The sequence below is a fragment of the Streptomyces sp. NPDC050842 genome (assembly GCF_044456565.1).
Classification (GTDB): domain Bacteria; phylum Actinomycetota; class Actinomycetes; order Streptomycetales; family Streptomycetaceae; genus Streptomyces.
In genome coordinates, this window is the sequence record NZ_JBITGA010000007.1 from 88,455 (window position 1) to 108,884 (window position 20,430).

Annotated in this window: 17 protein-coding genes and 1 pseudogene; 13 read left to right on the plus strand and 5 right to left on the minus strand. The window is 74.2% G+C overall.

What is annotated here, in order from left to right; genetic code table 11:
- The first annotated feature begins 3 nt into the window (after positions 1-3).
- From ACIBG6_RS24105 to ACIBG6_RS24150, 10 genes and pseudogenes are all read left to right on the plus strand, one after another.
- Positions 4-999, plus strand: a complete 996-nt coding sequence (locus ACIBG6_RS24105; protein WP_399224621.1) for a hypothetical protein — start codon at positions 4-6, stop codon at positions 997-999.
- Positions 996-2,237 carry a sensor histidine kinase gene (locus ACIBG6_RS24110; RefSeq protein WP_399224622.1) on the plus strand — a complete coding sequence of 414 codons (1,242 nt, stop codon included), beginning with the start codon at positions 996-998 and terminating at the stop codon, positions 2,235-2,237. The genes ACIBG6_RS24105 and ACIBG6_RS24110 overlap by 4 nt, the downstream gene beginning before the upstream one ends.
- A gap of 38 nt (positions 2,238-2,275) precedes the next feature.
- Positions 2,276-2,893 (plus strand): response regulator, encoded by a 618-nt coding sequence (locus tag ACIBG6_RS24115; protein WP_399225024.1) that lies wholly within the window; start codon positions 2,276-2,278, stop codon positions 2,891-2,893.
- A 92-nt stretch (positions 2,894-2,985) separates the two neighbouring features.
- Entirely contained in the window at positions 2,986-4,434 is a 1,449-nt protein-coding gene (locus ACIBG6_RS24120) for a peptidoglycan D,D-transpeptidase FtsI family protein (protein ID WP_399224624.1), read from the plus strand.
- A gap of 160 nt (positions 4,435-4,594) precedes the next feature.
- Positions 4,595-5,011 carry a hypothetical protein gene (locus tag ACIBG6_RS24125; RefSeq protein ID WP_399225025.1) on the plus strand — a complete coding sequence of 139 codons (417 nt, stop codon included), beginning with the start codon at positions 4,595-4,597 and terminating at the stop codon, positions 5,009-5,011.
- A 48-nt stretch (positions 5,012-5,059) separates the two neighbouring features.
- The gene (locus ACIBG6_RS24130) at positions 5,060-6,277 is read left to right on the plus strand and encodes an MFS transporter (protein WP_399224625.1); all 1,218 of its coding nucleotides are present in this window, start codon (positions 5,060-5,062) and stop codon (positions 6,275-6,277) included.
- Between the two features lie 79 nt (positions 6,278-6,356).
- On the plus strand, positions 6,357-8,423 hold the full coding sequence (locus tag ACIBG6_RS24135; protein WP_399224626.1) for a SpoIIE family protein phosphatase: 2,067 nt from the start codon (positions 6,357-6,359) through the stop codon (positions 8,421-8,423).
- The gene (locus ACIBG6_RS24140) at positions 8,420-11,233 is read left to right on the plus strand and encodes a SpoIIE family protein phosphatase (protein ID WP_399224627.1); all 2,814 of its coding nucleotides are present in this window, start codon (positions 8,420-8,422) and stop codon (positions 11,231-11,233) included. The genes ACIBG6_RS24135 and ACIBG6_RS24140 overlap by 4 nt, the downstream gene beginning before the upstream one ends.
- 26 nt (positions 11,234-11,259) lie before the next feature.
- Positions 11,260-11,439, plus strand: a pseudogene (locus ACIBG6_RS24145) (cytosine deaminase); the annotation flags it as partial.
- Between the two features lie 85 nt (positions 11,440-11,524).
- On the plus strand, positions 11,525-12,223 hold the full coding sequence (locus tag ACIBG6_RS24150; RefSeq protein ID WP_399224629.1) for a GntR family transcriptional regulator: 699 nt from the start codon (positions 11,525-11,527) through the stop codon (positions 12,221-12,223).
- Positions 12,224-12,648: 425 nt separating this feature from the next.
- On the opposite strand, the gene ACIBG6_RS24155 is transcribed toward ACIBG6_RS24150, so the two are convergent.
- Positions 12,649-13,782, minus strand: a complete 1,134-nt coding sequence (locus ACIBG6_RS24155; protein ID WP_399225027.1) for a hypothetical protein — start codon at positions 13,780-13,782, stop codon at positions 12,649-12,651.
- Between the two features lie 17 nt (positions 13,783-13,799).
- Positions 13,800-14,732 (minus strand): 5-dehydro-4-deoxyglucarate dehydratase, encoded by a 933-nt coding sequence (locus tag ACIBG6_RS24160; RefSeq protein WP_399224630.1) that lies wholly within the window; start codon positions 14,730-14,732, stop codon positions 13,800-13,802.
- Between the two features lie 256 nt (positions 14,733-14,988).
- On the opposite strand from ACIBG6_RS24160, the gene ACIBG6_RS24165 reads away from it, so the two are divergent.
- On the plus strand, positions 14,989-15,798 hold the full coding sequence (locus ACIBG6_RS24165; RefSeq protein WP_399224631.1) for an NAD-dependent epimerase/dehydratase family protein: 810 nt from the start codon (positions 14,989-14,991) through the stop codon (positions 15,796-15,798).
- Between the two features lie 242 nt (positions 15,799-16,040).
- On the opposite strand, the gene ACIBG6_RS24170 is transcribed toward ACIBG6_RS24165, so the two are convergent.
- The gene (locus ACIBG6_RS24170; protein ID WP_399224632.1) at positions 16,041-17,015 is read right to left on the minus strand and encodes an AraC family transcriptional regulator; all 975 of its coding nucleotides are present in this window, start codon (positions 17,013-17,015) and stop codon (positions 16,041-16,043) included.
- A gap of 55 nt (positions 17,016-17,070) precedes the next feature.
- On the opposite strand from ACIBG6_RS24170, the gene ACIBG6_RS24175 reads away from it, so the two are divergent.
- Together ACIBG6_RS24175 and ACIBG6_RS24180 are read left to right on the plus strand one after the other, a co-directional pair.
- Positions 17,071-17,310, plus strand: a complete 240-nt coding sequence (locus ACIBG6_RS24175) for a hypothetical protein (RefSeq protein ID WP_399224633.1) — start codon at positions 17,071-17,073, stop codon at positions 17,308-17,310.
- Positions 17,311-17,346: 36 nt separating this feature from the next.
- Complete coding sequence (locus tag ACIBG6_RS24180) at positions 17,347-18,591, plus strand: TerD family protein (RefSeq protein WP_399224635.1); 1,245 nt, start codon at positions 17,347-17,349, stop codon at positions 18,589-18,591.
- Positions 18,592-18,625: 34 nt separating this feature from the next.
- Here ACIBG6_RS24180 and ACIBG6_RS24185 read toward each other — a convergent pair whose 3' ends face one another.
- Both ACIBG6_RS24185 and ACIBG6_RS24190 read right to left on the minus strand, forming a co-directional pair.
- Positions 18,626-19,645, minus strand: coding sequence for a 1-aminocyclopropane-1-carboxylate deaminase (locus ACIBG6_RS24185; protein WP_399224636.1), 1,020 nt, complete (start codon positions 19,643-19,645; stop codon positions 18,626-18,628).
- 24 nt (positions 19,646-19,669) lie between these two features.
- The gene (locus ACIBG6_RS24190; RefSeq protein WP_399224638.1) at positions 19,670-20,365 is read right to left on the minus strand and encodes a GntR family transcriptional regulator; all 696 of its coding nucleotides are present in this window, start codon (positions 20,363-20,365) and stop codon (positions 19,670-19,672) included.
- Between the last annotated feature and the right edge of the window lie 65 nt (positions 20,366-20,430).

A 20,430-nucleotide genomic window follows, 5' to 3' on the forward strand; every position in this document is an offset into this window, starting at 1 on the left:
GCCATGACACCGACCGCGCACCGGCTCGCCCCGGCGCCCTCCGCCGCGTACCGCCCCTCCCTCCTCCGCCGGGTCCTGCGCATCCTCGCGATCGCCGCCTGCCTCCCGTACATCTCGCTCAAGATCGTCTGGGTGGCGGGCGGCGAACTCGGCATCCCCGCCGGGAGCGTGCTCCTGGAGCACCGGACGACGCTCGCCGTCGCCAACTCGCTCTCGGTCCTCGCCGACGCCGCCGTCATCGTCCTCGCCCTGCTGCTCACCCAGGCGTGGGGCCTTCGGGTACGGGCCTGGCTGCTCGCCTTCCCCATGTGGGCGGCGACCGGACTCCTCGCGCCGATCATGGCCGGGTACCCGGCGCAGCTCGCGATCGCGCTCCTCACCGGTGACGAACGGGCCGCCGCCCCCAGCGAACCCTTCCTGGACGGCTGGGTCTTCGCCGTCGTCTACAGCGGCTTCATCCTCCAGGGCCTCACCCTCGGCACCCTCTTCGTCCTCTACGCACGGGACCGCTGGGGCCACGTCTGGCGCGGCCGGCTCGGCGAGGTCTCGGCACGCGTCTCCGGGCCCGGCGTGATGGCGGCCGCCCTGGCCGGCGCGGTGGTCTCGCTCGTCCCCGCGACGGTCCAGCTGATCTGGCTCTCCGGCTCGGCCAGGGGGCTCTCCGCCCAGCGGGCCGCCGAACGGGACTCCGACTTCTACGTCCTGAGCGCCATCCAGCTCGGCTTCCTCGTCGCCGCCGTCGTCTTCACCCTCGTCCTCGTCCTGCGGCGGCCCGCGCGACTCGGGGTGCGGCCCGTCCTCGCCCTGGCCTGGGTCTCCACCAGCGCGGCGGGCTGCTGGGGCGCGTACATGTCGCTGGTCGCCCTCATGCCGGAGACCGATCCCGCCAAGCAGGTCACGGGCCTCGCACAGTTGTCCTACGCTGGCGAGATGATCACCGGGTTCCTGCTGGCCGCGTGCGTGGCCGTCTTCCTGCGGCGGCGGAGCGCCGAGGCGTGAGGCGGTGCGCGGTCGCCCTGTTCGGGCAGCGGGCCAGGCTGCGCTGGGTCCATCTGATCCTGGGCGGCGCGCTGTTCATGCCGTACTGGCTGGTCGGCACCATCGTCCTGGGGGCCTTCCTCGACTCGCCGGGCATGTTCGGCGGCAGTCTCACCGTGCAGTTCGGGGCGTACGCGATCGGGCTGCCGCTCGCCGCGGTCACCGCGCTCTTCCCGCCGGCCCGGCCGATGTCGGTGGCGGTGGCGCGGACGCTCTGCGGGGTTCCCGCGGACCGGCTCGCGGACGGCCCGGCCCGCGGCCGCGACGCGAAGGCCCGGACGGCCGGCTGGTTCACGCTGCACGTGGGCGCGGGCGCGCTGATCAGCGGGGCGTCCCTGGCCCTGCCGCCGTTCGCGGTGTCGGTCATGGCGCTGCCGTTCTCGCCGGCCCTGCGGGAGTCGGAGATCGGCCGCTACTGGGGGCTCGACCAGGACTGGTGGGTCTGGGCGGCGCTCCCGGCGGGCCTGCTGATGCTGCTCGCGCTCGCCGCCACGGCCGCCGCGACCGGGGCCCTGCTCGCCGGGCAGGCGCCCCGGCTGCTCGGGCCGAGCCCCATGGACCGGCTCGCGGCGGCGGAGCGGCGCGCGGCGGAGGCGGAGTCGCGCAACCGGCTCGCCCGCGAACTGCACGACTCGGTCGGCCACGCCCTCAGCGCGGTCACCCTCCAGGCGGGCGCGGCGCGCCGGGTCCTCGACACGGGCGACGCGGCCGACCTGGAGTTCGTCCGGGAGGCGCTGACCGCGATCGAGGAGACCACGCGGCGCACGGTCGGGGAGCTGGACTGGGTCCTCGGTCTGCTGCGGCGCGGCGAAGGGGCGGACAAGGGAGTGGGGCCGGGGCTCGACGCCCTGGAGGCCCTCGTGCGCGGCGCCGGACCGCGCGTCGGGCTGACGGTGAGCGGGGACCTCGCGCCCGTACCGGAGGCGCTGTCGCGGGAGGCGTACCGGATCGTCCAGGAAGGGCTGACGAACGCGGCCCGGCACGCGGGCGGCACGCCCGTCACCGTACGGCTCGACGCCCGTACCGAGGAGTTGGAGATCACCATGGAGAACCCCCTGCCCGAGCGGCCACCGGTCGCCCGACCGCACGGCGGGCTCGGCCTGCGCGGCGTCGGCGAACGGGCCCGGCTGTTCGGCGGCACCGCCGAGGCGGGCCCGGTGGACGGCGTGTGGCGCCTCGCGGTGAGGATCCCCCGGTGAGCGCGGCGGTACGGGTGGTGCTCGCCGACGACGAGCGCATGGTGCGGACGGCCCTGCGGGTCATCCTGGACGCGGAGCCCGACCTGGAGGTCGTCGGCGAGGCCTCCACGGGCGCCGAGGCGGTGTCGGTGGTGCGGGCGACGCGCCCGGACGTCGTGCTGATGGACGTGCGGATGCCGGAGATCGACGGGATCCGGGCCACCGAGCAGATCCTCGGCGGGATGGCGGAGCCGCCCCGGATCGTGGTCGTGACCACCTTCGAGAACGACTCCTACGTGTACGACGCGCTGCGCGTCGGCGCGGCCGGTTTCCTGCTGAAGCGGGCGGCGGCGGAGGACCTGGTGGCCGCGGTCCGGCTGGTCGCCCGGAGCGATTCGCTGCTCTACCCGGCGGCGGTACGGGGCCTGGCCGCCGAGCACGCCCGGCGCGCTCCGGCGGCGGCGCCGCCCTGGGCGGCGCGGCTCACCGAGCGGGAGGCGGAGGTGCTGCGGCAGGTGGCGACGGGCGCGACGAACGCCGAGATCGCCGGACGGATCGGCGTCGGCCCGGCGACGGTCAAGTCGCATGTGGCGGCGGTCCTGGCCAAGCTGGGCGCCCGGGACCGGACGCAGGCGGTGATCCTGGCGTACGAGTCGGGGTTCGTCCGGGCGGGGTGAGGCGGCAGGCCGCCACGCCGGGATGAAGGTTCCCTGAGAAACGGGACACATCCGGAACGGGCACCACCGGCCCGTTCGTCCCCACAAGTGCGATGAACAAGACGATCAGGCACACGTCGGTCTTCGTCCTGGTCCTGGTGCTCGCCCTCCTCGGGCGGGCCACCTGGGTGCAGGCGTACGAAGGCAAGGCGCTGGCGGACGACTCCAAGAACCGGCGGAAGACCATCGCGCAGTACGCGCAGCCGCTCGGCAACATCGTCGTGGCCGGTTCGCCGGTCACCGGCTCGAAGAAGACGGAAGGAGGCGATCTCGCGTACAAGCGCACCTACACGGACGGCGAGCTGTACGCGGCGGTCACCGGCTACAGCTCGCAGGCGTACGGCGCCACGCAGCTGGAGGGCATCTACGACGACGTCCTCGACGGCACCGACGACCGGCTGAAGAACCCGGTGGACGCGGTGACGCGCAAGCAGCAGGAGCCCGGCACGGTCGTCACCACGATCGACCCGGACGTGCAGAAGGCCGGCTACGAGGCGCTCGGGAACAAGAAGGGCGCGGCCGTCGCCGTCGACCCGGCCACCGGCCGGATCCTGGGCATGGTGTCGACCCCGTCGTACGACCCGTCGAAGATCGCCGGGACGGCGGACGGCGACGCCTGGCAGGAGCTGATGAGCGACGAGGACAAGCCGCTGGTCAACCGGGCCCTGCGCCAGCCGCTGCCGCCCGGTTCCACCTTCAAGCTGGTCGTCGCGGCGGCGGCCCTGGAGGACGGCCTGTACGGCTCGGTGGACACGGCGACGAAGAGCCCCGACCCGTACACCCTGCCGAACACCCGGACCGTGCTGAAGAACGAGAACGCCTCAGCGCCCTGCGAGAACGCCACGATCCGTACCGCGCTCCAGTACTCCTGCAACAACGTCTTCGCCAAGATGGCCGCCGACCTGGGGCAGGACAAGGTGAAGGCGATGGCGGAGAAGTTCGGCTTCAACGACTCCGAGCTCGACGTCCCGGTCCGCGCCTACGCGAGCGTGTACCCGTCGGGCATGGACTCCGCGCAGACGGCGCTCACCGGCATCGGCCAGTTCGACGTCACCGCCACGCCGCTCCAGATGGCCATGGTGTCGGCCGCGATCGCCAACGACGGTCTCCTCGCGGCCCCGCACGTGGTGTCGGAGGTCGTCGACTCCGACGGCGACGCCCTGGCCACGTTCGACGACGGGGACGGCACGCGGGTCGTCTCCTCCTCGACGGCGGAGCAGCTGCGGAGCGCGATGCGGACGGTCGTGGAGAAGGGCACCGGCACCAACGCGGCGATCTCCGGGGCCGAGGTCGGCGGCAAGACGGGCACGGCCCAGCACGGCGAGAACAACAGCAAGACGCCGTACGCCTGGTTCACCTCCTACGCGAAGACCCCCTCGACCGGGAAGCAGGTCGCCGTCGCGGTGCTGATCGAGGACTCGGGCGCGGCCCGCTCCGAGGTCAGCGGCAACGGCCTGGCGGCCCCGGTGGCGCAGAAGATGATGGCCGCGGCGCTGAAGTGATCCGTGCGGGGGTCCGATTGGCTCTGGGCCCCCGCCACGCGATATGCAGGGGCACGCTCGTTTCCGAGCGCGCATTCGAATCACCGACGTTGCTCGTTGACCCTGCTTCCCCTCGCGGAGGACCGCCGTGCGCCTGCCCCGTTCCCTGTCCGGCTGGACCATGGCGGTCTTCGGCGTGCTCGCCGCCGCGCTCGGTGTGGTGGGCCTGGTCACCCCGGACGCCCTGCTCACGGTCATGGGCTTCGAGCCGGTGCGCGAGGGCGGGCGGGCGGACGGCGACCACACCCTGGTCTTCCTCACGGCCTCCTCGATGGCCGCGCTCAACATGGGCGTCTACTACGTCCTGGCCGCGCTCGCCGACTGGAAGCCCTTCTTCCGCTGGACCGTCCCCTTCCGGCTCCTCACCTGCGCGGTCTTCACGCTCGCCGTCGTCACCGGCCGTGCCCCGGCCGGCTTCCTCGGCGTGGGCCTGTGGGAGGGGCTCGGGGCCGTGGTGACGGGGGCGGCGCTGCGGTACGAGAACCGCCCCGCTCACCGTCCGCTGACGTCGGAGAGCCCCGCCGGCCGACCGGAATAGGGCAGCTGACCGATCCCTGAGGGCCTCCTCAGAGGCCAGGCTGCCGCCATGCGTTGGTATCTGACAGGCATCGTCGTGTCCGGATTCGGGACGACGGCCATGTGGCTGGTCTCCGGGATCTGGGTCAAGTCCCTCACGGGTTCGGACAGTCTGGCGGCACTCGCCGCCTTCGCCCTGTGGGCACCCGTCCTCCTCGGCCCGCTGCTCGGCACGCTCGCCGACCGGGTGCGGCGGCGGCCCCTCCTCGTCGTCCTGAACGCGGCGATGGCGCTCCTGCTGCCCGTGCTCCTGTGGGTGGAGTCGGCGGACCGGGTCTGGCTGCTGTTCGCGGTGCTCGTGCTGTACGGGGCCCAGGGCGCCGTCCACGAGGCCGCCGAGCAGGCGCTCGTCGCGACGACGCTCGACGAGGGGCGGCTCGGCACCTTCAACGGGCTCAGGATGACCGCGAACGAGTCGATGAAGCTGATCGCCCCGCTGGTGGCGGCGGGCCTCTTCGCCCGCTACGGAGGCGGCCCGGTCGCGCTCCTCGACGCGGCGAGCTTCGCGCTCGCGGCGGTGCTGTTCGCGCTGATGCCCGTACAGGAGGAGCGCCCCGCGCGGCCCGCGGAGCGGCACTGGTGGCGGGAGACGGCCGAGGGCGTACGGCTCCTGCGGGCGTCGCCCGTGCTGCGGCCGCTGGTGGCGACGGGCGGGTTCACGATGCTGCTCGCCGGGGTGAACGGGGCCGCGATCTACGCCGTGGTGGACAGCGGGCTCGGGCGCTCCCCCGCGTACGCCGGTGTGCTGTACGCGGTCCAGGGCGTGGGGTCGGTCCTCGCGGGCCTGGTCACGGGCCCCCTGCTGCGCCGGGTCCCGGAGCGGGTGCTCGCCGCCGCCGGTCTCGCGCTGTTCGCGGTGGCGGTGGGCGTACGGGCGCTGCCGTACGAGGCGACGGCCCTGGCGGCCAGTGCGGTGATCGGTCTGGGGATGCCGTGGGTCCTCGTCGCCACCATGACGGCGGTCCAGCGGGAGGCCCCCGCGGAGGCGGTGGGCCGGGTGGCGGCGACCGCGCACACCCTGGTCTTCGCCCCGAACGCGCTGGCCATCGCGCTCGGCGCCGGTCTGGTCGCGGTGGCCGACGTCCGGATCCTGCTTCCGGTCCTCGCGGTGGCGGGGACGGTCTGGGCCGCCGGGCTCACGGTCCGGCGTACGGGACCGGGAGAGGACAGGAGCGAGGACGGGAGCGCGGGCCGGAGCGCGGGCGAGGAGGACAAGGTCGGGGCCTGACGGACGGGCTCGCAGTGCGGGGCGGCCAGGGGGCGGGGAGCATGGAGGGGGGCGCGTAGGGCGGCGGGAGGAGGGCAGTGTGACGGCCGGTTCCTTCCCGGAGACGGCGGGGCGGGCGGGTGTGCCGTTCGACGGCAAGGGGCTCCTCGACGTCCTCGGAGTCGCGGCCGTCGTCATCGACGCACACGGCCGCATCGTGCTGTGGAGCCCGCAGGCGGAGGCCCTCTTCGGCTACAGCGCCGACGAGGCCCTCGGCCAGTACGTGGCCCGGCTGATCGTCGGCGCCGAGCACCGCGAGGAGGCGATGCGCCTCTTCGGCGAGGTGCTGCACGGCGGCGCGGCCTGGGCGGGCACCTTCCCCGTACGGCACAAGGACGGCAGCACCCGCGCCGTGGAGTTCCGCAACATGCGGCTCACCGACGACCTCGGCGGTCTGTACGCGCTGGGGATCGCCGCCGACCGCGCCGTCGTCGAGCGCGTCGAGACCGGCCTCGCCCTCTCCGACCGGCTCGTCTCCCAGTCGCCGATCGGTCTCGCCGTCCTCGACACCGACCTGCGGTACGTCCTCGTGAACCCGGCCCTGGAGCGGATCAACGGCGTTCCGGCCGCGCTGCACCTCGGGCGCCGGATCGCCGACATGCTGCCCGGGGTCGACGCGGCGACCCTCGAGGCGGCGCTGCGCACGGTCCTCGCGACGGGCAGTCCGCTGCTCGACCACCAGACGACGGGGCGGACCCCGGCGGACCCCGACCACGAGCACACCTGGTCGGTGTCCTTCTACCGGCTCGACGGCGCCGAGGGCCGGGTCCTGGGGGTCGCGGCGTCGGTGATCGACGTGACCGAGCGGCACGACGCCGATGCGGAGGCCATGCGGTCCCGGCGGCGGCTCGCGCTCGTCGCGGACGCCTCGGCGCGGGTCGGCACCACCCTGGAGGTGGACCGGACGGCCGCCGAACTCGCCGGGGTCGTGGTGCCGGAGCTCGCGGACATCGCGGCCGTCGACGTCCTCGACTCCGTCCTGGCGCTGCGCAGGCCCGGCGCTCCCGAGGCGGGCCCCGAACTGTTCCGCGCGCTCGCGGTGAAGGCCTCGGGCCCGACGGAGGCCCTGCCGGCCGCGGACCCGCCCGGGGCGGTCGCGATGTACGGGGCGGACCGGCTCGTCACCCGCTGTGTGCACACCGGACTGCCGGTCCTGGTCGAGCACGTCGGTCCCGGTGATCTGCCCCGGATCGCGCGGAGCCCCGAGGCGGCGGAGCAGCTCCGGCGGGCCGGGGTCCACTCGTACCTGGCGGTGCCGCTGATCGCGCGCGGCGAGGTGCTCGGCGCGCTCGACCTCAAGCGGGACCGCAATCCGCTGCCCTTCGACAGCGACGACGTGCTGCTGGCGACGGAGCTCGCGGCCCGCGCCGCGGTCAGCATCGACAACGCCCGCTGGTATCAGAGCGTGCGGAACTCGGCGGTGACGCTCCAGCGCAGTCTGCTGCCGGGCACGCCGCCGGAGCGGGCGGGCCTGGAGATCGCCGCCCGCTACCAGCCGGCGCAGGCGTCGAGCGAGGTCGGCGGCGACTGGTACGACGTGATCGCCCTGCCCGACGACAAGACGGCGCTGGTCGTCGGGGACGTGATGGGCAGCGGGATCGACGCGGCGGCGACCATGGGGCGGCTGCGGACGGCCACCTGCGCGTTCGCGGACCTCGATCTGTCGCCGGCGCAGGTGCTGCGGCATCTGGACCGGATCACGGCGGGCCTGGAGCACTACATCGCGACCTGCCTCTTCGCCGTGCACGATCCGCGCCTGGGCCGGATCCGGATCTCGAACGCGGGCCATCTGCCACCCGTGCGGATCCCGGCGGCCGGCCCGGCCGAGCTGGTGCGGCTCTCGACCGGGCTGCCGCTGGGGGTGGGCGGTGGCACCTTCCGGACGGCCCGGGTCCCCTTCCGCCCGGGGGACGTGCTCGTGCTCTACACGGACGGGCTCGTCGAGACCCGCCACGAGGCGATCGACGACCGGCTCGCGGTGCTCGTGGGCCTGCTCGACGGGGCGCGCGGGCCCCTGGAGGAGACCTGCGACATGCTGCTCCAGGCGCTGCGACGGCCGGGCGCCCAGGACGACGTCGCACTGCTCGTCGCGCGGAGCACGGGATGAACGCCCGGGCGGGCCGGGACGGCCGGGACGCCAAGACGGGCCGGGACGGCAGGACGGGCCGGGACGCCAAGACGGGCCGGGACAGCAGGACGGGGCTGCGGAGCGTCGCCGGCCAGGTCTTCGCCCTGGAGGCCCTGATCGCCCTCCTGGTGATCGTGGCGGCGGTGTTCATCACGTTCCAGCAGGCCCGGCAGGACACCGAGCAGGACGCCCGGATCCGGTCCCTCGCGGTCGCGGAGTCCGTCGCGCGCGCCCCGGGCATCGCCGAGGCGCTGACCTCGCCCGATCCGACGGCGGAGCTCCAGAAGCGGGCGGAGGAGATCCGGCTGGCCACGCGCATCGACTTCGTCGCGGTCCTGAGCCCTGACGGGGTGCGGTACACGGACTCGGACACCTCCCTCATCGGCACCAAGGCGACCGGGGACCTCTCGCGCGCGGCGGTGGACGGCAACTCCTTCACCGAGGTCTTCCGGGGCGCGCCGAACGACGCGGTACGGGCCGTGGTCCCGGTGGTGGACGACCAGGGCCGGATCGTGGGCATGGTCAGCAGCGGCATCGAGGTGGAGAACATCGCGCAGTCCGTGCAAGGCAGGCTCCTTGTGCTCGCGGCCGCGGGGACGGGCGCGCTGGTCCTCGCCGTGGGCGGGGCGGCCCTGGTGAGCCGACGGCTGCGGCGGCAGACGCACGGCCTCGGGCCCGCCGAGATGACCCGGATGAAGGAGCACCACGAGGCGGTCCTGCACGCCGTGCGCGAAGGCGTCCTGATCGTGGGCCCCGACCACCGGCTGCTGCTCGCCAACGACGAGGCGCGCCGGCTGCTCGGTCTGTCGGCGGACGCGGAGCGGCGGCACGTCTCGGAGCTCGGCCTCGATCCCCGTACGGTCGAACTCCTCACGTCGGGGCGGGCGGCCACGGACGAGGTGCACCGGGCGGGTGACCGGCTGCTCGCGGTGAGCGTGCGCCCCACGCTCCCCGGCAACGACGAGTCCGGCAGCGTGATGACGATGCGGGACACCACCGAGCTGGCCGCCGTGACCGGCCGGGCGGCGGTGGCCCGGGGCCGACTCCAGCTGCTGTACGAGGCGGGGGTGCGGATCGGGACGACGCTGGAGGTCGTACGGACCGCGGAGGAGCTGGCGGAGGTGGCGGTGCCGCGGTTCGCGGACTTCGCGACGGTGGAGCTCCTCGAACCGGTGCTGCGCGGGGAGGAGCCCCCGGAGGACGCGGCCACGACGACGGAGATGCGGCGGACGGCGCTGAGCGGGCTGCGGCCGGACCAGCCGCTCCAGCCGGTCGGCGACACGATCCGCTTCGACGTGCCCAGTACTCCCATGGCGACGGCCCTGAGGGCGGGCCACGCCATGGCGCAGGCGGAGCTGGCGTCGGCGGAGGGCTGGCGGGCGCAGGACCCGGAGGGGGCGGCTCAGGCCCTCGCGTACGGGATGCACTCGCTGCTCACGGTGCCGCTGCTGGCCCGCGGGGTGGTCCTGGGGATGGCCAACTTCTGGCGCGCGGACACCCCGGAGCCGTTCGGGGAGGAGGACCTGTCGTTCGCGGAGGAGCTGGCGGCGCGGGCGGCGGTGGCGATCGACAACGCCCGCCGGTTCACGCGGGAGCACGCGATGGCGGTGACACTCCAGCGGAGCCTGCTGCCGAGGGCGCTGCCGGAGCAGAGCGCGGTGGACGTGGCGTACCGCTACCTCCCGGCGAAGGCGGGGGTGGGCGGCGACTGGTTCGACGTGATCCCGCTGCCGGGCGCTCGGGTGGCGCTGGTGGTGGGGGACGTCGTGGGGCACGGGCTGCACGCGGCGGCCACGATGGGGCGGCTGCGGACGGCCGTGCACAACTTCTCGACGCTCGACGTGCCGCCGGACGAGCTCCTGGGCCATCTCGACGAGCTGACGGCCCGGATCGACCACCGCGAGATGGAGGGCCCGGACGCCGAGGGACGGCGGCGGGACGAGGGCATCACTGGTGCGACCTGCCTGTACGCGATCTACGACCCGGCGTCCGGGCGGTGCACGGTGGCGAGCGCGGGGCATCCCGGTCCGGCGCTCGTGGGCCTGGACGGGCAGGTCACGTTCCCGGAGCTGGCGCCGGGGCTGCCGCTCGGACTCGGACTGGGCGACGTGCCCTTCGAGACGGCGGAGCTGTGGCTGCCGGAGGGGAGCAAGCTGGTGCTCTTCACCGACGGGCTCCTGGAGGACCGGGGGCGGGATCTGGACACGGGTCTCGCGCTGCTGGGATCGACGCTCGCGCGCCCGGACCGGACCCCTGAGCAGACCTGCGCGGACGTCCTGGCGACGCTCCTGTCGCCCTCGCCGCGCGACGACATCGCCCTGCTCGTGGCGCGGACCCGGCTGCTCGACCGGGAGCGGATCGCGGAGTGGGAGGTGACGCGGGACCCGTCGGCGGTCTCGCCCGTACGGAACGCGGCGGCGGCGAAGCTGTCGGAGTGGGGGCTCGACGGGCTCGCGTTCACGGCGGAGCTGATCCTCAGCGAGCTGATCACGAACGCGGTGCGGTACGGCGCCGATCCGGTCCGGGTGCGGCTGCTCCACGACCGCACGCTGATCTGCGAGGTCTCGGACGGCAGCAGCACGTCCCCGCACCTGCGGCACGCGACGACGACCGACGAGGGCGGGCGCGGGCTGTACCTGGTGGCGCAGTACGCGGAGCGCTGGGGCACGCGGTACGGCCGGCGCGGCAAGACGATCTGGGCCGAGCTGCGGGCGGTCGACGCGGACGCGGAGCCGCTGGCGGCGACGGTGGTGCCGGACCTGGACGCGCTGGAGGACCTGGCCTGGTGAGGGACGGCGGGCCTGGCCTGGTGAGAGGCGGCGGGCGGGGCGCGGAGCTTCTCGGCCTCCCGAGGGCCGACCTGCGCACGGGCTCCCCCGCCGACTTCATGCTCGTCGGCGGCGAGTGCCTCCCGCAGGTGGTGGTCGACCGGCCCCCGCGCGACCTGGTGATCCGCGCGGGCCGGGTGGTGGCGAGGGACGGACGCCTGGTCTGACGGGCCCTGGCGGGACGGCGCGGACCGACCCCGTCGGTCTGCGAAGATCGGGAACCGCCGCCCCCTCCGGACTGGAGCCCTCCCCATGACGAGCCCTCGCTCCGCCCCCCGCGGCTCCACCCCCGGGGACACCCACCCGTCCCTGCGGGAGCGGGTCTACGCGGAGCTGCGCGAGCGGATCGTCGAGGCGGAGTACCCGGCGGGGACACGGCTCGTGGAGCGGGAGGTCGCCGAGGAGCTGCGGGTCTCCCGGGTGCCGGTGCGGGAGGCGATGCAGCGCCTCGAATCGGAGGGGTTCCTCTCGGTGCGGCCGCGCCGGGGCTCCGTGGTGACGGACTTCGGCCCGGAGGACGCCGAGCACCTCTTCGACGTACGGGAGAACCTGGAGGGCCTGGCCGCCCGCCTCGCCGCCCGGCACGCGCGTCCCGAGGAGCTCCGCGCGCTGGAGGAGCTCCTCGCCCGGGCGCGGCGGGCGGCGGAGTCCGGCCGTCTCCGCGAGGCCGTCTCCCTCAACGCCGACTTCCACCGGGCCGTCGTCGAACTCTCCGGCAACCCGCTCCTGGTGGAGCTGATGGCCCCGCTCGACTCCCGCCTGCGCCGCCTCTTCCGGCTCACCTCCGCCGATTCGGACGGCGAACCGATGTGCGGCGCCCACGAACGGCTCTACGAGGCCGTCCGCGACCGCGACGAGTCGGCCGCGGAGTCCCTGGCCCGCGCCCACGTCGCGGCCACCCGCGCCTCCGCCCTGCGGCTGCTGAACGACCGGCGGAACCAATCCGGTTGACCCGGCTCGACTACTGTGCGCGGATGGCCCGGATGTCACCCACACGGACGCACGGTGGCTATCGGACCGATCCCCTGTGGACGGTTTTCCGGATCGCGCTCGTCGCCACGGGGCTCGGCTCGGCGGTGGCTCTGGTCGGCACGCTGAACGCCGACGACGAGTGCGGTCGGGGCTGGACCGAGGGCCCGGGCGCGCCGACGGGAACGCGGTACGAGGCGTTTCCCCCGTCCGTCGTCTGCGAGTTCGAGCGGGGAGAGGTCTCCACCACAGGGGACGTGCTCGGCGGGTCCCTCTGGGTGGCCATGACCGTCCTGGTCGTCTGCCTCTTCACGGCTCTGATCGCGGAGTGGTACGAACCGCGCCTCGGCGGCCCCCTGGTGGTGACCATGTCCAGGACGGAGATGCGCAGCCGGACGCCGGACCCGCTAGACCGGCTTGAGCAGGGCCGTGCGGATCGCCTCCAGGTCGCCGTCCGAGGCCAGGCCCGCGTGGTAGAGCCGCAGTTCGGTCGCGCCCGCGTCGCGGGCCCGTCCGGCGTCGCGGGCCAGGTGGCCGGGGGCGCCGCCCATGCCGGTGACGACGGAGAGATTGGCGGCGACGACACTGCCGGGGCCGGCGTGGGTCGCGAAGGCGGCGACCTTCGGGGGGCGGGCGACGACGCCGTCCGCGAGGGCGAGGACGCGTGCCGGGTCCGTGCCGGCGTCGGCGCCGCAGCGGTACGGGTCCGGGTCGGCGTGCAGCAGGACGCGGAAGCCGGGCGGGGCGGCGGCCCGTACGGCGGCCACGGCGGCCTCCTGGAAGGAGCGGGCGGTCCCGGCGCGCCAGGCCAGGACCGGGGCCTCCAGGTCGCCGAGCCCGCCCGCCGGGCCGGAGCCCGCCCAGACGGGTTCCAGGGCACGGCGGACTGCGGCGGCCAGTGCGTCGGGGTCGGCGCCGCCGTTCCCGTACCCCTCGCGGCAGGAGGGGCAGAAGCAGAGGGACATCAGGTACTGCTCGCGGTCGCCCAGCGGGACCCCGGAGGTCTTGTCGTGGGCGTGCAGATGGGCGAGGCCGTACCAGCCGCAGGACTCCAGCTCGGTGCCGGCCGCGCCGGGGCGGACGGCGGCCTCGGCAGCCAGGTCGACGAGCAGGGCACGGACGTCGGGCCGGGCGATACACGGGGCCCAGGGGTACCGGTCGCCGTACGCGTTGACGACGGAGGTCTCCGGGTGCTCGGCGCCGAGCCGGGAGTTGTGCGCGAGGACGACCCAGCTGTGGACCTCGAGGCCGGTGCCGGCGAGGGCCTCGGCGGCCCGGCCGTAGGAGTCGCCGGGGGCCCAGTCCCCCGCCGGGTACGGGCGGAGCGCTCGGCCCGCCCAGCGGTCCGGGTCCGGCGGGTAGAGCACGGCGGCGTGCTCGGCGGTGACGATCCGGTGGGCCGGGTGGCGGGGGCTGAGCGCCCGGGTGGAGTGGTAGGCGGCGGCGAGCGTCACCTGGGCGATGCCCAGGTCGGCGAGGAGTGCGGGCGCGGCGGGGTCGCCGTCGACGTCCCAGGGATAGAGGAAGGCCCCCGCCCGCAGACCCGGCGTTTCGGCGCTCACGCCCCGGCCTCCTTCAGGAGGGCCCGGCCGCGCTCGACGAGCCGGGCGAGTTCCGCGAGGTGTTCGGGTGCGGGCTCGCTCAGCGGCGGCCGCACCTCTCCGACGTCCAGACCCCCCATCCGTACCGCCGCCTTGACGAGCGAGACGGCGTATCCCCGGCCCTGGGCGCGGAGTTCGACGAGCGGCCGGTAGAAGCCGTCGACGAGCAGGTCCACGGTGGCGTCGTCACCGGTGGTGAGGGCGCGGTGGAAGGCGAGGGCCAGGTCGGGGGCGAAGCAGAAGACGGCGGAGGAGTAGAGGGTGACGCCGATGCCCCGGTAGGCGGCGCCGGTGAGTTCGGCGGTCGGCAGGCCGTTGAAGTAGAGCAGGTCGAGGCCCTCGGAGCGGACGGCGCTGACGATGCGCTGCATGAGGTCGAGGTCGCCGAGGCCGTCCTTGAGGCCGATGATGCCGTCGGTGCGGGCGAGGGCGACGGCCGTGTCGGGGGTGAGGATCGCGTTGTCCCGCTGGTAGACGATCACGTCGAGCGAGGTGGCGGCGGCGAGTTCGGTGTAGTGGCGGAGCAGTCCGGCCTGGTCGGCGACGACGAGGTACGGGGGCATGGCGAGGAGTCCGTCGGCGCCGGCCTCCTCGGCGAGCCGCGCGTACTGGATCGCGAGCGCGGTGCCGTAGCCGGCTCCGGCGACGACGGGGACGCGGCCCGCGGTCTCCTCGACGGCCGCGGCGACGCAGACCCGGAACTCCTCCGGGGTGAGGGCGTGGAACTCTCCCGTGCCGCAGCAGGCGAACACGGCCGCCGCGCCCGCGTCGACACCGCCGCGGACGTGGGCCCGGAAGGCGTCGAGGTCGAGGGAGCCGTCCGGCCCGAAGGCGGTGACGGGGAAGAAGAGCAGGCCGTCGAGCCGGCCGGCGAGCGGGGCAGTGGTCACGGGCGCTCCCAGGGAAGTCCGTCGTGTACAGCCACCACCGCGCACAGTCGTGCACGGTTCTGACTGTCATCCATATTCTTGAACACCGACGCGCTGCACGCTAGAACAGTGCGGAAGGGCCGGTCAAGGAGAGAACACGCCGTATCGCGGAGTCTTGACGCTCCGTCGGACCGCTCCCTACCGTGTCCACGGTTGTGAACGGCACTCACCTGCATGGCATTCACCTGCATGGCACTCGACGGAGGAGAACCACTCCATGTCCGTACCCCGCACCGTCCTCCTCACCGGCGCCGCCGGCGGCGTCGGCACGCTGATGCGGGAGCTGCTGCCCCCGTACGGCTACGAGCTCCGCCTCCTGGACGTCGTCCCCGTGCAGGGGGCACCGGACGCGATCGTCGCCGACCTCGCGGACCGTACGGCGCTGCGCGAGGCGGTCCGGGGCGTCGACGCGGTCGTGCACCTGGCGGGGATCTCCCTGGAGGCCGACTTCGAGCGGATCATGGCCGCCAACATCGCCGGGACGTACAACCTCTACGAGGCCGCCCGCGAGGAGGGCGTCCGACGGGTCGTCCTGGCCTCCAGCAATCACGCCGTCGGCTTCACCCGCCGCCCGCGCGACGGCGAGCCGGTCGTCCCGGTGGACACCCCGCACCGCCCCGACACCTTCTACGGCCTCTCCAAGTGCTTCGGCGAGGACCTGGCCCAGCTCTACTGGGACCTGCACGGCATCGAGACGGTGTCCGTGCGCATCGGCTCCTGCTTCCCCGAGCCCACCTCGGTGCGGATGCTCTCGATGTGGCTCAGCCCCGCGGACTGCGCCCGCCTCCTGCACGCCTCGCTGACCGCCGGGTCCGTGGGCCACACCGTGGCGTACGGCTCCTCCGCCAACACCCGCGTGTGGTGGGACCTCTCCACGGCCCGGGCGCTCGGCTTCGACCCGCGGGACGACTCGGAGGTCTACGCGGAGAAGCTGATCGCCGAGAAGGGCGTCCCCGAGGAGGGCAGTGCCGACGACCTCTACCTGGGCGGCCACTTCTGTGTGGACCCGCCGCGCTGGCCGCACTGATGTGAAGGGTCGGAACTACGCAGGACCCGGCCGGACTTAGTACGGGGGAGCCGGCCGGGGCCCGGGTCACGGGTGCGCGCTGGCAGACCGGACATGTCCACGGTAAGCGCGGACGAAGATCATCGCGAGCCGCGGAACGCGGCCTCTGTCCGGATTGCGCGGCCCGCTCGTACAACCGTCCGGACACCCGCTCACGCGCTCACCTGGGCACCCCTCACCCGGACGCCGTCACCCGCCACCCGTCACCCGGACTCCCGCAGGGTCCGGGACGGGGACTCGCCGTACTTCTCGCGGTAGCGCGCGGCGAACCTGCCCTGGTGGGCGAAGCCCCAGCGCCAGGCCACCTCGCTCACGGTCACCTCGTCCGGCGCGGCCGCCCGCAGCTCCTCGCGGACCCGGTCGAGGCGGACCTCCCGCACGTACGCCATCGGCGACATCCCCACGTACTCCCGGAAGGACTCCTGGAGGCGCCGCACGCTCACCCGGGCCAGGGCCGCGAGTTCGGTGGTCGTGAACGGGTGCTCGGGGCGCTCCCGCACCGCGTCCATCGCGCGCTTGACCGGGGCCGGGCGGCGCGCCTCCCCCGGGTGGGCGAGCGCCTCGCGCCAGGGGTGCTCGGCGGCCAGGAGCAGTCCGTTGAGCAGCGCCTCCTGGAGCGGCCGCGCGACCAGCTCGTGATGGGCGAGCCCCTCCCCGGCGAGCGCCTCGTAGGCGACCTGGCGGGCGAAGCGGACCCAGCTCAGGCCGGGGCCGCGCGAGATGTCCAGGCGGGGCGCGAAGGCCAGCGGGCCGCTCGCGCGGCGGCCGAGGAGCCGCTCCAGGCGGTCGTGCAGCTCGGCCGCCCCGATCTTCACGGAGAGGGTCCGGCAGTCCCCGCTCCAGCGGTCGAGGAAGGTGTCCCCCGCCGGGTCGAGGAGCAGCGCCTCGGTGGCCGTCGCGACGATCGGGGCGCGGCGGCCCTGGCGCATCTCCATCGTCCCGCTGAGCGGCGCGTTCAGGTGGTACGCGCCGAGCTCCCCGAAGCTCATCCGCACGTCGGCCCCGCAGCTCAGGTCGCCGATGACCAGCGGCCCGAGCGCGACGGTGTCGAAGCGCGCCGCGAAGGGTCTTCGCCGGTCGACCACGTCCATGCGGTTCGCGTAGTAGCGCGCGTCGAGCTCCTCGCGCGCCTCGTCGACGTCCCCCGTGCGGAACGAACTCCCACCCACAGTCCCCATGGGCCGAAAGAATATTCATATGACGGATCTGACCGGGAACGGCAGGATGCCCGGCATGCCGAGACCCCGGGGATTCACGTACGAGCGCCACCGCGACGGCTCCGTCGCCCTCACGCACCACGGACGCGCCGCGGGCGTGCTGCGCGGCGCCCGGGCCGAGAAGTTCCTCGCGGAGGTGGAGTCGGGGGACGCCCAGCTGGTGATGGCCCGGTGGACGGGCGCGTACCGCTTCGGCAACGAACGGCAGGCCAGGAACCATCCGCGTAACCAAGGTGGCCGAACCCGGCGAGGGTAAGGGAACGGCAAAGCCGTCCGGATCGTTACCCCTGGCATGACCGCTATGACCCCCGGCTCGAACATCCCTCTCACCGCCGCGCGCGTGGCGGTGGACGTCGCCGCCCCGGTGCGGCTCGACGTCTCGGGCCTGCTGCTCGGCGCCAACGGCAAGGTGCGCTCGGACGACGACTTCATCTTCTACAACCAGCCCGCCGGGCCCGGTGTGACGTACCGCTCCGGCGGCGGCACCGCGCCCGACGCGATCGTGGTGGACACGGGCGCGCTCCCGGCCGGCATCGAGAGGATCGTCGTCACGGCGAGCCCCGACGCCGCAGGCCAGACCTTCCAGGGCGTCGAGCCCACGGCCACCCTGCGGAACGCGGACGACGGCAGCGTCCTCGCCACGTTCACGCCGCCCCAGCTCGCCACCGAGACCGCACTGGTCGTCGTCGAGATCTACCAGCGCAACGGCGCGTGGAAGGCCCGCGCCGTGGGCCAGGGCTACGCGAACGGGCTGGCCGGCATCGCGACGGACTTCGGCGTCTCCGTGGACGACGAGCCCGCCGCGGCACCGGCCGCGACGCCCGTCGCCCCCGCCCCCGTCGCCCCGCCGGTCCCGCCCGCGCCGCCCGTCGCCGCGGTGGACCCGCGGATCGCGGCCTCGGCGCCCCCGGCACCGGCCGCTCCCCCGGCCGCCCCCGCCGCCGCGCCCGTCTCCACGGGCAAGATCAACCTCGACAAGGGCCGGGTCAGTCTCCAGAAGAACCAGACGGTGTCCCTGGTCAAGGGCGGCAAGCCGCTGCTCTCCCAGGTCAAGATGGGCCTCGGCTGGGAGCCCGCCTACCGCGGCAAGGACATCGACCTGGACGCCTCCGTCATCGCGTACGGGCCGCAGCGCAACCACCTGGACAGCTGCTACTTCGGCAAGCTGTCGATCCTCAACGGCTCGATCAAGCACTCCGGCGACAACCTCACCGGCGAGGGCGCGGGCGACGACGAGGTGATCGTCGTCGACCTGGGCCGGCTGCCCGCCGACGCCACCGGCCTCGTCTTCACGGTCAACTCCTTCTCCGGCCAGAAGTTCACCGAGGTCGCGAAGGCCTACTGCCGGCTGATGGACGCCGCGACCGGCGAGGAGCTGGTCCGCTTCGACCTCACCACCGCCGAGCCGCAGACCGGCGTGATGATGGCCAAGCTGATCAAGCAGTTCACCGGCGAGTGGGAGATGACGGCGATGGGCGACTTCGTGAAGTCGCGGACGGTCCGGGGCATGGTGAAGCCGGCCGCCCAGTCGCTCTGAGTGGCAGGCCGAGCGGCGGGCTCCCCCCCGCCCGCTAGGAGAACAGGGCGCTGTAGCCGTTGAGGGCGGGCTGGCCGCCGAGGTGGGCGTAGAGAACGGTCGAGTCCCGGCCGATCTCTCCCCGCTCCACCAGGTCGACCATGCCCGCCATCGACTTCCCCTCGTACACGGGGTCGGTGATCATGCCCTCGGTGCGGGCGGCGAGCCGCATCGCGTCGAGGGTGGCCTCGTCCGGGAGGCCGTACACCCCGGCGTGGTAGCGCTCGTCGAGCTCGACGTCGGCCGCCGTCACCTCGCGCTCGACGCCGATGAGCGCGGCGGTGTCGCGGGCGATCCGGGTGATCTGCTCGTGCGTCGGTCCGGGCTTCGCCGAGGCGTCGACGCCGAGGATCCGGCGGGCGGGTCCGCCCTCCTCGGCGAGCGCGGCGAAGCCCGCGACCATCCCGGCCTGGGTGGAGCCGGTCACCGAGCACACGACCACCGTGTCGAAGAAGACGCCGAGCTCGCGCTCCTGCTCGGCCACCTCGTAGGCCCAGTTCGCGAAGCCGAGACCGCCGAGCGGGTGGTCGGAGGCGCCCGCCGGGATCGCGTACGGCTTCCCGCCGCCCTCCTCGACCTCGCGCAGGGCCTGCTCCCAGCTCTCCTTGAAGCCGATGCCGAAGCCCGCCCGCACGAGGCGCACGTCCGCGCCGGCGAGCCGGCTGATCAGGATGTTGCCGACCTTGTCGTAGACGGGGTCGGGCCAGTCGACCCAGCTCTCCTGCACGAGGACGCAGCGCAGCCCGGCGCGGGCGGCGACGGCGGCGACCTGGCGGGTGTGGTTGGACTGGACCCCGCCGATGGAGACGAGGGTGTCGCAGCCCTGGGCGAGGGCGTCGGCGACCAGGTACTCCAGTTTGCGGGTCTTGTTCCCGCCGTACGCGACGCCCGAGTTGCAGTCCTCGCGCTTGGCCCAGAGCGTGGCGCCGCCGAGATGGTGGGTGAGCCGTTCGAGCGGGTGGACCGGGGAGGGTCCGAAGAGCAGCGGGTAGCGTGCGAAGTCGGTGATCGGCAAAACGGCTCCCGGTGAGTGAGGCGATTAGAGGGTGTCCTGGGGGGCCGGGATGCCCGTGACCTCGGCCACCTCGACGGCGTCGTCAGCGAGTTGTTCGAGCGCCGCCCAGATCTCGGTGGTGATCCGGACCGCCGCCTCCGCGTCCCCGCTCGCGCACGCGTCGATCAGCCGGGCGTGCAGCTCGGCCGAGCCGCAGCTGCCGGAGTCGCCGAAGAGCCGCCGCTCGACGCGGCGGATCAGCGGGGTGTAGCGCGCGATGGTGGCGGCGGCCGCGTGGTTCCCGCTGGCGACGACGAGGACCTGGTGGAGCTCGTCGTCGGCGCGGAGCGCGGCCTCCACGTCGGAGTCGCGGACGGCCGCCGCGAAGCGCTCGTTGGCCTCGCGCATGGTCCGGACGCCCTCGGGGCCGAGCAGGGGTACGCCGGTGCGGGCGGCGAGTTCGTGCATCACGCGCACGACGGAGGCGGCGTCGCGGACCACCCGGCTGACCGGCCGGGTGACCCGGGTGTAGCTCTGCGGCTTGGTCTCGACGAGCCCCTCGTCGCAGAGCCGGACCAGCGCCTCGCGCACGGGTGCGCGGGAGAGCCCGAGGAGGTCGGCGAGGTCGGCGTCCTTCAGCGGGGCGCCGGGGGCGAGGTCGCCGCGCACGATGGCCTCGCGCAGTGCCTCGTACGCCCGGTCGCGCAGAAGGGTCCGGCCCACGGGCCGCAGTGCGTCCATGGACTGACATGTTAGATGTCAGTCCATGGAGCTGACCAGGGGTCAGAGGGGCAGCCCTGGGAGGA

Coding starts and splice junctions, on each gene's coding strand:
- ACIBG6_RS24105 (WP_399224621.1), top strand. CDS start 4: ATGACACCGACCGCGCACCGGCTCGCCCCGGCGCCCTCCGCCGCGTAC.
- ACIBG6_RS24115 (WP_399225024.1), top strand. CDS start 2,276: ATGGTGCGGACGGCCCTGCGGGTCATCCTGGACGCGGAGCCCGACCTG.
- ACIBG6_RS24120 (WP_399224624.1), top strand. CDS start 2,986: ATGAACAAGACGATCAGGCACACGTCGGTCTTCGTCCTGGTCCTGGTG.
- ACIBG6_RS24125 (WP_399225025.1), top strand. CDS start 4,595: ATGGCGGTCTTCGGCGTGCTCGCCGCCGCGCTCGGTGTGGTGGGCCTG.
- ACIBG6_RS24130 (WP_399224625.1), top strand. CDS start 5,060: ATGCGTTGGTATCTGACAGGCATCGTCGTGTCCGGATTCGGGACGACG.
- ACIBG6_RS24140 (WP_399224627.1), top strand. CDS start 8,420: ATGAACGCCCGGGCGGGCCGGGACGGCCGGGACGCCAAGACGGGCCGG.
- ACIBG6_RS24150 (WP_399224629.1), top strand. CDS start 11,525: ATGACGAGCCCTCGCTCCGCCCCCCGCGGCTCCACCCCCGGGGACACC.
- ACIBG6_RS24165 (WP_399224631.1), top strand. CDS start 14,989: ATGTCCGTACCCCGCACCGTCCTCCTCACCGGCGCCGCCGGCGGCGTC.
- ACIBG6_RS24170 (WP_399224632.1), bottom strand. CDS start 17,015: ATGGGGACTGTGGGTGGGAGTTCGTTCCGCACGGGGGACGTCGACGAG.
- ACIBG6_RS24175 (WP_399224633.1), top strand. CDS start 17,071: ATGCCGAGACCCCGGGGATTCACGTACGAGCGCCACCGCGACGGCTCC.
- ACIBG6_RS24180 (WP_399224635.1), top strand. CDS start 17,347: ATGACCGCTATGACCCCCGGCTCGAACATCCCTCTCACCGCCGCGCGC.
- ACIBG6_RS24190 (WP_399224638.1), bottom strand. CDS start 20,365: ATGGACGCACTGCGGCCCGTGGGCCGGACCCTTCTGCGCGACCGGGCG.